We start from the raw sequence: 12445 nt of genomic DNA, 5'->3' as shown, positions 1-12445 counted from the left end.
CATGAAGATCGTCGAGCTGAAGGCCTATCCGATCTCCTTCAAGGTGCCAGAGGGAGCGAATGTCTCGCTCGGTATCGGCCGCACGGTGAAGCGCGACGCGGTGATCGTGAAGATCATCACCGAGGATGGCATCACCGGCTGGGGTGAGGCGCATGCCGCCCGCGCGCCGGGTGCGGTGGCACAGCTTGCCAACACCACGCTGCGCCAGCTGGTCATCGGGCAGGATGCCGGCGATATCGTCGGCCTGTGGAACCGCATGTACCGCATGCAGCTCGCCAGCCACGGCATGGGGGCGGGAGCGGCCATCGCGATGAGCGGCATCGACATGGCGCTGTGGGACATCAAGGGCAAGGCGGCGGGCTGGCCGCTCTACCGGCTGCTGGGCGGCTCCGCGAAGCCGATGGCGGCCTATGCCGGCGGCATCTCGCTGGGCTTTCAGGAGCCGGCGAAGCTGGTGGAGGAGGCGCAATCCTATGTCGCGCTGGGCTACAAGGCGCTGAAGCTGCGCATCGGCGACACAGTTGCCCGCGATCTGGAACGGGTGCGCGCCGTGCGCAAGGCGCTGGGCGAGGGCATCGATATCCTGACCGACGCCAACACCAACTACACGCTGGCGGATGCGCGCAACGCCTATCCGGGGCTGGACGAGTGCCGCGTCGGCTGGCTGGAGGAACCCTTCCCCTCGCCGGATGACCGCAGCTATGAGATCGCCGCGGGCTATGGCCGCACGCCGCTGGCGGCGGGCGAGAACCACTATACGCGGTTCGACTTCAACCGGCTGATCGAGCGCAAGACGATCAACATCTTCCAGCCCGATTTGTCGAAGACCGGCGGCATCACCGAGGGGTTGCGCATCGCGCATATGGCCTCGGCCTGGAAGATTTCCATCCACCCGCACACCTCGGTGACGGGTCTCAACATGGCGGCCTCGCTGCATTTCCTGGCCGCCATCGACAATCCCGGCTATTTCGAGGCCGATCTGTCGAAGGGCAATGTGTTCCGCGACCAGCTGTGCAGCCCGGCCTACCGCGTGGCCTCGGACGGCACGGTCACGCCGCCGGAAGCGCCCGGCCTCGGCATCGAGGTGGACGAGGCGGTGCTGGCCGCCCACCCCGTCATCGACGGGGCGGGCTACGTCTAGTACTCAGCCTGCTGTCTTGGCTGACAGGCCCAGCAGGGCGCGGCGGCGGAGCCACAGGCTGGGGCGGTAGCGGTCCTCCCCGGTCAGTGCCTGCAACTGGTCCAGCACGCGCAGCGTCGCCCCGGTGCCCATGGCATCGACCATGGCCAGCGGGCCTTGCGGATAGTTCAGGCCCAGCGTCATGGCGAGGTCGATCTCCTCCGGGCTGGCGAGGCCGATCTGCGCCATCTCGCAGCTGAGGTTACCGATCATGGCGCGGATGCGCTGGGCGATGAAACCTGGCGAATCCTTGATCGCCGTCACCTTGCAGCCATCCTTTGCCAGCAGCGCCGCCACGGAATCGCGGGCGGCGGCATCGGCCCCCGGTGCGGTCATGATGGTGATGCGCTTCGAGATATCGGCGCTGAGGTCGATGGCCACCAGCCGGCGGTGATCGGCGCCGGTGCGCACGGCAACGCTGGTCGCGTCCTCGCCGATGGGCGCGCAGAGGATGGGACTCGATCCGTCATCCGAGGCAGCGATTTTCACGCCGAGGCCGGAGAGGAACTTCTCCAGCGCGGCATCCGGCTCGGCCAGGCTGACGGTCGAGGCCGGGGCCGCGCCGGTCACATGATCCGGGCTCGGCGCATCGACAACATTTCCTTTATCGTCATAGCGATAGTGGCCGGCCTTCGTCTTGCGTCCCAAGCGGCCTGCCTCGTACAGCGCCTTGTGCAGCGGCACCGTCTTCAGCCTAGGGTCGTGCAGATAGCCTTCATAGACGATCATGCTGACCGGATAATTCACATCGATGCCGGTCAGGTCCATCAGCTCGCACGGGCCCATGCGGAAGCCGCAGCAATCCTTCATGACGGCGTCGATCTGCGCCGGTGTCGCCACGCCTTCATGGATCAGGCGCAGCCCCTCGGTGGTGTAGGCGCGACCGCCCATATTGACCAGGAAGCCCGGCGCGTCCTGCACGGTGACCGGGGTGCGGCCCATGCGCTTGCCAAGCTCGGCCAGCGCCACGGCGACATCGTCGGCGGTTTCCGGCCCCTTGATGATCTCGACCAGCTTCATCAGCGGCACGGGGTTGAAGAAATGCATGCCGGCGACGCGCTGCGGCTTGGCGCAATTACGGGCGATGGCGGCAATCGGCAGGGAGGAGGTGTTGGAGGCAAGGATCGCATCCTCCGCCACATGCTTCTCCAGCTCGCCGAAGATATTGCGCTTCAGCTCCAGATCCTCGAACACCGCCTCGACCACCACCGGGCAGCGGCCCAGATCGGACAGGGCAGGGGCGATGGAAAGGCTGGCCTTCATGCCTGCAACGGCATCGGCCTGCAGCCGGCCCTTTTCGACCAGACGGTCGAGCCGCCCGACGATCAGGTCGCGCCCGGCCTCGGCACCGCCCGGCTTGGCGTCGTGCAGCACGACCGTGCAGCCGCCCTCCAGCGCCACCTGGGCGATGCCCTGGCCCATCGCGCCGGCGCCGACGACGCCAACCGCGAATCCCTCGGCTTTCACATCCATGATCGCCGCCTCCTCAGACCCGTTCGATGATGGTGGCGATGCCCTGGCCGACGCCGATGCACATGGTGCACAGCGCATAGCGGCCGCCGGTGTCGTGCAGCTGCTGCGCTGCCGTCAGCAACAGGCGCGCGCCGCTGGCGCCCAGCGGATGGCCCAGCGCGATGGCGCCGCCATTCGGGTTCACGCGGGGATCGTCATCGGCAATGCCGAGCATGCGGGTGGTCGCCAGCGCCTGCGCGGCGAAGGCCTCGTTCAGCTCGATCACGTCCATCTGGTCGATGGTCAGGCCGGCCAGCTTCAGCACCTTCTCCGAGGCCGGGGCCGGGCCGATGCCCATGATGCGCGGGGCGACACCGGCGACGGCGGCGGCCACGATACGGGCGCGCGGGGTCAGGCCGTGGCGCTTGGCGGCTTCCTCCGAGGCGACGATGATGGCGGCGGCGCCGTCATTCACGCCCGACGCGTTGCCGGCGGTCACCGTGCCGCCCTCCTTGCGGAACGGGGTGGACAGCTTCGCCAGCTGCTCGATGGTGGTGTCGCCGCGCGGATGCTCGTCCTGGTCCACTACGATGGGGTCGCCCTTGCGCCGCGGGATGGTGACGGCGACGATCTCCTTCGCCAGCCTGCCATTGGCCTGGGCGGCGGCGGCCTTGTGCTGGCTGCGCAGCGCGAAGGCATCCTGGTCCGCGCGGCAGATCTGGAACTGCTCGGCCACGTTCTCGGCGGTTTCCGGCATCTGGTCGATGCCATACTGCTTCTGCATGATCGGGTTCACGAAGCGCCAGCCGATGGTGGTGTCGTAGATTTCCGCCTTGCGGGAGAATGCACTGTCCGCCTTCGGCATGACGAAGGGCGCGCGCGACATGCTCTCGACGCCGCCCGACAGCATCAGCGAGGTCTCGCCGGCGCGGATCGCGCGGGCGGCCTGGATGGTGGCCTCCATGCCGGAGCCGCACAGCCGGTTCACCGTGGCGCCCGGCACCTCGACAGGCAGCCCCGCCAGCAGCAGCGCCATGCGCGCGACATTGCGGTTATCCTCGCCGGCCTGGTTCACGCAACCATAGAGCACATCGTCCAGCGCGCCCCAGTCCACGGATGTATTACGCTCCATCAGGGCCTTGATCGGCACGGTCGCCAGATCGTCGGCGCGCACGGCGGACAGGCTGCCGCCAAACCGGCCGATTGGCGTGCGGATGGCGTCGCAAATGAAAGCCTCGGTCATCGTTTCCCCCATTGTAAGAGCGGTTTCTCCTAGCATTGCCGGGGAAGCTTGCACACCCTATGATCCGGGTCAATTCTGCAAAACCACATTCCGCCCAGCAAAATTAAGGGCTCATAAAAGGAGGAAACAATGTCCGAGACGGCCCAGCCGGAAGTCATCGTCGAGCGCCCGGAAGCCGGCATCGCACTGGTGCGCATCAACCGCCCGGCGGTGCGCAACGCGCTGAACATCGCCACCCGCAAGAAGCTGGCCGAGGAATTCGCCAAACTGTCCGAGGACAGCAGCGTGCGCGCCATCGTGCTGACCGGCAATGAGGAGGCCTTCGCCGCCGGCGCCGATCTGCGCGAATTTGTCGAGGCCACACCCATCGACCTGCTGACCCGCCACACCGAGCGGCTGTGGCGCGTGATCTCCTCCACGCCGCAGCCGGTGATCGCCGCCATCAACGGCTTCGCGCTGGGCGGCGGGCTGGAGCTGGCGATGCATGCCGATATCATCGTGGCCGGCGAGGGTGCCAAGCTGGGCCAGCCGGAAGTGCGCGTCGGCATCATGCCGGGCGCGGGCGGCACCCAGCGCCTGACCCGCGCTGTCGGCAAGTTCCACGCGATGAAGCTGTGCCTGACCGGCCGGCCCATCGACGCTGCCGAGGCGTACCAGATCGGCCTCATCAGCACGCTGGTGGCCGACGATCAGGTGATGGAGACGGCGCTGAAGATGGCGCGTGACCTCGCCTCGCTGCCGCCGCTCGCCGTGCAGCAGATCAAGGAGGTCATCGTGGCCGGCGAGGATGCCTCGCTGGAAACCGGCCTGATGCTGGAGCGCAAGGCGATGCAGATGCTGTTCGCCAGCAAGGACAAGAATGAGGGCATGCAGGCCTTCTTCGAAAAGCGCAAGCCGGCCTATACGGGCGAGTAGGAAACTTCGGCGAGGCCCGGCATCCGCGCCGGGCCTGCCATGCGCGGAATTTCCGCATTCCGGGATTGACGGCCCCATGGGGAAACCGGCTACATTGTTAAAGTAGTTAGCGCCCTTGACTTTTTGCGGTCACGGGCTAGCCGGCTCGTTATTTGCTGCTTTCCAAAGGACGGACCCATGACCTTCGTGCCGAACTCTTCGAGCGCCCGCGACATCGCGCATCATATGCATCCCTATACCAATCTGAAGGCGCACGAGACGGAAGGTCCGCTGGTCATCACCGGCGGCAAGGGCGTCCATGTGTTCGACGAGGACGGCAAGGATTACATTGAGGCGATGGCCGGTCTGTGGTCGGTGTCGCTGGGCTTCAACGAGAAGCGCCTGGTCGATGCCGCGATCAAGCAGATGAAGGAGCTGCCCTACTACCATACCTTCACGCACAAATCGCACCTGCCCTCCATCGACCTGGCCGAGAAGCTGAAGTCGGTTGCCCCGGTGGAGATGTCGAAGGTGATCTTCCAGAACTCCGGTTCGGAAGCCAACGACACCGTCGTGAAGCTGATCTGGTACTTCTGGAATGCGCAGAACAAGCCGGAGAAGAAGAAGATCATCTCCCGCATCAAGGGCTATCACGGCGTCACCGTCGCCTCGGCCAGCCTGACCGGCCTGCCGAACAATCATCGCGACTTCGACCTGCCGATCGCCAACATCCTGCATGCCGACTGCCCGCATTATTACCGCTTCGGCCTTGAGGGCGAGAGCGAGGAAGAGTTCGCCACCCGCATGGCGGACAATCTGGAGAAGCTGATCCTGAAGGAGGGGCCGGAGACGGTCGGCGCCTTCATCGCCGAGCCGATCATGGGCGCCGGCGGCGTTATCGTGCCGCCGAAGACCTATTTCGAGAAGATCCAGGCGGTGCTGAAGAAGTATGACGTGCTGCTGTGCGCGGACGAGGTGATCTGCGGCTTCTGGCGTACCGGCAATTACTGGGGCAGCCAGACTTTCGGGCTGAAGCCGGATATCCTGTCCTGCGCCAAGGCGCTGTCCTCCTCCTACCTGCCGATCTCGGCGGTGATGGTGAACGAGCGCGTCTATCAGGCCTGCGTGACCGAATCCGAGAAGATCGGCGTGTTCGGCCATGGCTACACCTATTCCGGCCATCCGGTGGCGGCCGCGGTCGCGCTGGAGACGCTGAAGATCTACGAAGAGCGGGACATGGGCGCGCATGTTGCCAAGGTCGGCGCGATCCTGCAGAAGGGCTTCGCCGCCTTCGCCAGCCATCCGCTGATCGGCGAGGTGCGCGGCACCGGCCTGATCGGCGCCATGGAGATGGTGCAGGACAAGAAGACCCGCGCCGCCTTCGATCCGAAGCTGGGCGTCGGCGCGAAGTTCGCCAAGATCGCGCAGAAGAACGGCCTGATCGTCCGTGCTATCGGCGATTCGGTCGCCACCTGCCCGCCGCTGATCATCACCGAGGAAGAAATCGGCGAGATGCTGTCGCGCTACACCAAGACGCTGGATGAGGTGGCCGCGCAGTTGAAGGCCGACGGCGTCTCCTTCGGCTGATCGTCGCAAGCATACATGACGCGAAGGCCGCCTCTCCGGAGGCGGCCTTTTTCGTAGCCTGCCCGGAACCGCGACATTCCGCGCGGATGACCGGCGGCACTTTCGGGATTATGTTAGGAAAAAACCCGGGATCGCCGCCATGGATTATCAGAGTTTCTTCGCCGAGCGCATCGCGCAGCTGAAGGCCGAGGGACGCTATCGCGTCTTCGCCGATCTCGAACGCCAGGCTGGCCGGTTCCCAGATGCCCGCCAGCATGTCGGCGGCGCGCAGCACCGCCCGGTCACCGTCTGGTGCTCCAACGATTATCTCGGCATGGGCCAGCATCCGGCGGTACTGGCGGCGATGCAGGAGGCGATTGCGCGCGCCGGCGCCGGCGCCGGCGGTACCCGCAATATTTCCGGCACCACGCATTATCATGTGCTTCTGGAGCAGGAGCTGGCGGCGCTGCACGGCAAGGAAGCCGCACTGCTGTTCACCTCCGGCTATGTCGCGAACGAGGCGGCGCTGTCCTGCCTGGCGTCATCGCTGCCGAACTGCATCGTGTTCTCCGACGCGCTGAACCATGCCTCGATGATCCAGGGCATCCGGCATTCCGGGGCGGAAAAGCGCATCTTCCGGCATAATGACGTGGCCCATCTGGAGCAGTTGCTGGCCGAGGCCGATCCGGCCCGGCCGAAGCTGGTCGCTTTCGAATCGGTCTATTCGATGGATGGCGATATTTCCCCGATCGGCGAGATCCTTGATCTGTGCGAGCGCTATGGCGCGCTCAGCTATCTCGACGAGGTGCATGCCGTCGGCCTCTATGGCGAGGAGGGGGCTGGCGTCGCCCAGCGCGACGGGGTGATGGGCCGTGTCGATGTGGTGCAGGGCACGATGGGCAAGGCGTTCGGCGTGATGGGCGGCTATATCGCGGCCTCGGCCGCGCTGGCGGATTTCCTGCGCTCGCACGCCTCGGGCTTTATCTTCACCACCTCGCTGCCGCCGGCGCTGACCGCCGGTGCGCTGGCCAGCGCGCGCATCCTGCGCAGCGACGAGGGCAGGGCGCTGCGTGCCCGCCATCAGCAGCGAGCGGAGCGGCTGCGCGTCAAGCTTCGGGCCGCGCGGCTGCCGATCATCGAGGCGCCCAGCCATATCGTGCCGGTGCTGGTGGGCGATGCCGCACGCTGCAAGCAAGCCAGCGACCTGCTGCTGGAGCGCCACGCGATCTATGTGCAGCCGATCAACTACCCGACCGTGCCGCGCGGCACCGAACGGCTGCGCCTGACGCCGACGCCGCTGCACGATGATGACGCGATGGACCGGCTGGTTGCCGCCCTCATCGACATCTGGGGCGCGCTGGAGCTGAAGCAGGCGGCGTAATCGCCAGGACCCTCTGCCCTGGCGGGCGAGGGTAAGTGGGCCTGCCTTGAAATTGCCGCTTCCTTTTTTGCTGCGAATTGTTCTTAATAGTGGACAAATCTGGTCCGGTATCCCATTTAGGTGTCAGCACAGTTCGAAAGGTGCGTAACAGGACATGCCAATGTTTCGCGACAACTCGCTGATTCCGACCGAGGCGCTGCGCCTGGCCATGCTGGGTTTCCTTGCCGAAGGTCCGAAGCGTTATGCCGATCTGGCCGCGACCGTGCGCCGTTTCGCCAGCCGCATGGCCGGGCCGTCGCTGGATTTGCTGGCCCCGTCGCTGGAACTGCTGCGCTTCGAAGGGCTGGTCGCGCCGGTGGATGGCACCGCCGGGGGCGAGAGCATGGAGGATAATCCCGCGCTGCGGCTGACCGATGATGGCCGCACCGCGCTGCTCGGCCTGCTGTCCGCCAACATGAAGCCGCTGGCCAATGACCTGAATAAGCTGGTGGTCGCGCTGAAGCTGCGCTTCCTGAACCTGCTGGACCGCGAGGACCAGCTGGTCCAGCTGGAAATGCTGGAAGACCTCTATCGCAACGAGCGCGCCCGCCTGATCGATTTGAAGGCGAATGAAGAGGCGGCCATCATGGATGGGCTGCTGCCGGCCTGGCTGGATCAGGAGATCGTCCAGGCCGAGGCCCGCATCGCCTGGTGCGAGGAGATGCAGGCCCGCCTCTGAGCGGAAAGGAGAGGGGTCAGGCTTCCGCCAGCCCCCTGATTGCCGCGCGCATGAACTGGCGCGAACGCAGGTAAACCAGTTCCTTCCAATCATCCTCGTCCGGATAGAAGGCCTTGCGCATCTGGGCCTTCAGTTCCTTGCCCTGCGCGGAGTCGAGATCGCCGCGCGCATGCAGCCAGTTGTCGGCGATAACGGCGCCCAGCACGGTCTTCAGCGGATAGGTGCCGTATTCCGCCGTGACGGAGGTGACTTTCGTGCCCTCCAGCATATCCACCACCGCATGCTTGATGACGCCATGCAGTGCCGGCGATGTGGAATTGCCGAGTGCCGGCGAGCTGACATTGTTCACGAACCAGTCGAAGCAGCGCTGCAGCTCTGCGCTACCGGGCTCGCCATCGGCGATCAGATCGACCGTGCCGTAGGGCCCGAGGCCGGTATGGTAGTCGATGAAGCAGGCATGCTTCGCGCCCTGCACATGGGCGCCGACGATCTTGCGGAAGGTCAGGTTCGACCAGGTCGGCTTGTTGCCGCCATGGAAGATTCCGTCGGCATGATTGTACTGGCCCTGGCTCAGCGCTTTCTGCCAGGCGAAGGCGCCATGCTGCTGCTTGTAGGCGTCGAACGCCTTCTCCATCGCGGCCAGGCTGTCCGCCCCCCACTGCTTCGGCACGATGACATCGTGCAGCGCGTCATAGTCCGGGTTCTCCGGATAGCCGCCATTGTGGGTCATGAAATTGCGGTTGAGGTCGACATTGTCCTCAGTCACCCGGCGGATCCAGGCGAAGCCGTGCGGGTTGATGGCGTGGACCAGCACCACCTTCACATTCTTCGGCACGGCGCGGTAGGCGCCGCTGCGCAGCCAGCCCACCAGCGCGCCGGACCCGCAGAATCCCTCCGCGCCATGCGTCGCCGAATTGGCCAGCAGCACGCGGTCGGCCTTCGGGTCGCCCCAGACAGCCACATCGGTGTACAGCGCCCCGCCGTCCGGCCCCTTGGTGTTGGGGTTCAGATGGCTTTCGATGCTGAGGCCGGCATGGGTGGCGGCTTCCAGGAATTTGCTGCGGGCAGCCTGGTAGTGCGGCGAAAAATAATTGATCACGTCCATCGGGGAATTCTCGCGATACGGTAAAAGGATAGGCCCGAAGGGTGCGCGTAATGCGGTATGATGACAAGAGGCGCGATTGTAAAATCGCACATCCTGACGTTACTGATTCGCGTTGACGGGTGACTGAAAAGAAAGCTACATGCGACGAAGGGAAGGCCCGGTAGAAGGCTGGCCTGATGGTTGGTTTGAGGCCTGCCGCATGCTGTGAAAGCAGGCGGTGCGGCGCAAGAAAAGAAGGGATAGCAGGGATGCGTAAACTATTTGGAGCGGCTGTGGTCGCGAGCGCCGTAGCGCTGAGCCTCGGCGCTGCCGCTGACGCCAAGACGTTCCGTTATGCGACGACGGGCGACGTTCTGGGTCTGGACCCCCACATCAATAATGAGGGGCCGACCAACACGATGAAGAACAATGTGTATGAGGGATTGATCCACCGCGCGTGGGATCTCTCTCTGCACCCGGGACTGGCGACCGAGTGGGAGCAGGTCAATCCGACCACCTGGCGTTTCAAGCTGCGGCAGGGCGTGAAGTACCATAACGGCAATGCCTTCAATGCCGATGACGTGCTGTTCAGCTTCGACCGCATCCGCCAGCCCCAGTCGGAGATGAGCTTCGCGGTCAATACCATCAAGGAAATCAAGAAGATCAGCGATTACGAGATCGAGATCATCACCGGTGGTCCGGATCCGATCCTGATGCTGAATCTGCCCAACTTCCATATCATGGACAAGGAATGGGCGGAGAAGAACAACACCACCGATGTGGAGCGCGGCAGTTCGGCGAAGACCTACGCCAATCTGAACATGAACGGCACCGGGCCGTTCAAGCTGATTGAGTGGGTGCCCGATACCCGCGTCGTGCTGGAGCCGAACAAGGAGTGGTGGGGCAAGCCGACCCATAACCTCACCAAGGCCATCTTCACCCCGATCGGCAATGACGCGACCCGCGTCGCCGCCCTGCTGTCGGGCGAGATCGACCTGATGTATCCGGTGCCGCTGCAGGACGTGCAGCGCATCGATAATTCCAGCACCGCCAAGGCGCTGCAGGGGCCGGAACTGCGGACCATCTTCCTGGGCTTCGACCAGCACCGTGACGAAATGCTCGACATGCCCGGCACCGGCAAGAACCCGTTCAAGGACAAGAAGGTCCGTCAGGCCTTCTATCAGGCCATCGACATCGAGGCGATCAAGCGCGTCGTGATGCGCAGCGCCGCGACACCGACCGGCCTGATGATCGCGCCGGGCATCAACGGTTTCGACAAGGCGCTGAACGACCGGTATCCGTACGATCCGGAAGCTTCGAAGAAGCTGCTGGCGGAAGCCGGCTATCCGAAGGGCTTCCCGGTCACGCTGGACTGCCCGAACGACCGCTATGTGAACGACGAGGCGATCTGCCTGGCCGTCGTGCCGATGCTGAAGCGTATCGGCATCGACATCAAGCTGAACGCCCAGACCAAGTCGCTGCATTTCGACAAGATCGGCGCGAAGACCAACTACAACACCAGCTTCTACATGCTGGGCTGGACGCCGGGCAGCTACGATGCGCTGAACCTGCTGGAAAACATCATCACGCTGGACGGCAAGGGCCAGGGCACCTGGAACTCGGGCCGCTATACCAACCCGCGGGTTGAGGAGCTGACCGACCTGATCCGGGTCGAGACCAACCAGCAGAAGCGCAATGCCATGATCAGCGAGGCCATGAAGATCCATAAGGAGGACTTCGGCCATCTGCCGCTGCATCAGCAGGCGCTGGCCTGGGGCGTCGCCAACACCGTCGCCGAGGTGAAGCAGCGTCCGCAGAACGACGTGGACCTGCGCTACGTCACCATGAAGTAAGGCGCTAGCCGGGAGCCGTACGGCCCGGATCGCAAGGTCCGGGCCGTCGCTCTTTGTTAGCCGACCCAGCTCCGTTTTTCAGGCACAGCGATATGTTCGCTTTCATCATTCGGCGTCTGCTCCAGTCACTTTTCGTGATGCTGGCGGTGGCGTTTATCTCCTTTTCGCTGTTCAATTTCGTCGGCGACCCGATCAACAACATGATGGGTCAGGAGGCGACGGCCGAACAGCGCGAGGAACTGCGCAAGGAACTCGGGCTGGACCAGCCCTTCCCGATCCAGTTCGCCCGTTTCGTCGGCAATGCCGTGCAGGGCGATTTCGGCATGTCCTACCGGTTGAGCCGCCCGGTTTCCGATGTCATCGCCACGCGCTTGCCGGCAACGCTGGAGCTGGTGTTCGTCGCCGCCGTTCTGGCGCTTGCCATCGGTGTGCCGCTGGGCGTCTATACCGGCCTGCACCGCCATGGCAGTATCAGCAAGGTGCTGCTGACGGCCTCGCTGATCGGCATATCGCTGCCGACCTTCCTGATCGGCATCATCCTCATTCTCATCTTCGCGGTCTGGCTTGGCTGGCTGCCCTCCTTCGGGCGCGGGCCGACGGTCGATCTCGGCTGGTGGACCACCAATTTCCTGACCGTCGGTGGCTGGCAGGCGCTGATCATGCCGTCGATCACGCTGTGTCTGTTCCAGCTGACCCTGATCATGCGCCTGGTGCGCGCCGAGATGATGGAGGTGCTGCGCACCGACTACATCAAGTTCGCGCGCGCCCGCGGCCTGTCGAACCGGGCGGTGAATTTCGGCCATGCGCTGAAGAACACCATGGTGCCGGTCATCACCATCACCGGCCTGCAGATCGGTTCGCTGATCGCCTTCGCCATCATCACCGAGACAGTGTTCCAGTGGCCGGGCATGGGGCTGCTGTTCCTGCAGGCGATCCAGTTCGTCGATATTCCCGTGATGGCGGCCTATCTGTGCCTGGTCGCCTTCATCTTCGTGGTCATCAACCTGATGGTCGATATGCTCTATTACGTCGTCGATCCGCGCCTGCGCGTCGAACGCGGCGGTCATTGAGGAG

Annotated in this window: 10 protein-coding genes; 7 read left to right on the top strand and 3 right to left on the bottom strand. The window is 64.5% G+C overall.

The features are described 5' to 3' along the window. Nucleotide 1: 1 nt before the first annotated feature. Nucleotides 2-1141 carry a mandelate racemase/muconate lactonizing enzyme family protein gene (locus tag BKM74_RS05755; RefSeq protein WP_086464749.1) on the top strand — a complete coding sequence of 380 codons (1140 nt, stop codon included), beginning with the start codon at nucleotides 2-4 and terminating at the stop codon, nucleotides 1139-1141. 3 nt (nucleotides 1142-1144) lie between these two features. Here BKM74_RS05755 and BKM74_RS05750 read toward each other — a convergent pair whose 3' ends face one another. Then, nucleotides 1145-2653, bottom strand: a complete 1509-nt coding sequence (locus BKM74_RS05750) for a 3-hydroxyacyl-CoA dehydrogenase (protein ID WP_086464748.1) — start codon at nucleotides 2651-2653, stop codon at nucleotides 1145-1147. 13 nt (nucleotides 2654-2666) lie between these two features. Further along, the gene (pcaF, locus tag BKM74_RS05745; RefSeq protein ID WP_086465055.1) at nucleotides 2667-3875 is read right to left on the bottom strand and encodes a 3-oxoadipyl-CoA thiolase; all 1209 of its coding nucleotides are present in this window, start codon (nucleotides 3873-3875) and stop codon (nucleotides 2667-2669) included. Nucleotides 3876-4004: 129 nt separating this feature from the next. On the opposite strand from pcaF, the gene BKM74_RS05740 reads away from it, so the two are divergent. From BKM74_RS05740 to BKM74_RS05725, 4 genes are all read left to right on the top strand, one after another. Then, complete coding sequence (locus BKM74_RS05740; protein WP_086464747.1) at nucleotides 4005-4790, top strand: enoyl-CoA hydratase; 786 nt, start codon at nucleotides 4005-4007, stop codon at nucleotides 4788-4790. Between the two features lie 177 nt (nucleotides 4791-4967). Then, nucleotides 4968-6356 (top strand): aspartate aminotransferase family protein, encoded by a 1389-nt coding sequence (locus tag BKM74_RS05735; protein WP_086464746.1) that lies wholly within the window; start codon nucleotides 4968-4970, stop codon nucleotides 6354-6356. A 139-nt stretch (nucleotides 6357-6495) separates the two neighbouring features. Continuing rightward, entirely contained in the window at nucleotides 6496-7716 is a 1221-nt protein-coding gene (hemA, locus tag BKM74_RS05730; protein WP_086464745.1) for a 5-aminolevulinate synthase, read from the top strand. 160 nt (nucleotides 7717-7876) lie between these two features. Continuing rightward, nucleotides 7877-8434, top strand: a complete 558-nt coding sequence (locus BKM74_RS05725; RefSeq protein ID WP_086464744.1) for a hypothetical protein — start codon at nucleotides 7877-7879, stop codon at nucleotides 8432-8434. A gap of 16 nt (nucleotides 8435-8450) precedes the next feature. On the opposite strand, the gene BKM74_RS05720 is transcribed toward BKM74_RS05725, so the two are convergent. Next, a complete protein-coding gene (locus tag BKM74_RS05720) occupies nucleotides 8451-9539 on the bottom strand; it encodes a M14 family metallopeptidase (protein ID WP_086464743.1) in 1089 nt (362 codons plus the stop codon). Nucleotides 9540-9787: 248 nt separating this feature from the next. Between BKM74_RS05720 and BKM74_RS05715 the strand changes: the two genes are divergently transcribed. Both BKM74_RS05715 and BKM74_RS05710 read left to right on the top strand, forming a co-directional pair. Further along, the gene (locus tag BKM74_RS05715; RefSeq protein WP_086464742.1) at nucleotides 9788-11371 is read left to right on the top strand and encodes an ABC transporter substrate-binding protein; all 1584 of its coding nucleotides are present in this window, start codon (nucleotides 9788-9790) and stop codon (nucleotides 11369-11371) included. Between the two features lie 92 nt (nucleotides 11372-11463). Next, entirely contained in the window at nucleotides 11464-12441 is a 978-nt protein-coding gene (locus tag BKM74_RS05710) for an ABC transporter permease (protein ID WP_086464741.1), read from the top strand. Nucleotides 12442-12445: the final 4 nt, after the last annotated feature.

Source organism: Oceanibaculum nanhaiense (genome assembly GCF_002148795.1).
Classification (GTDB): Bacteria; Pseudomonadota; Alphaproteobacteria; order Oceanibaculales; family Oceanibaculaceae; genus Oceanibaculum; species Oceanibaculum nanhaiense.
This window is presented reverse-complemented; position numbering and strand designations above follow the sequence as displayed.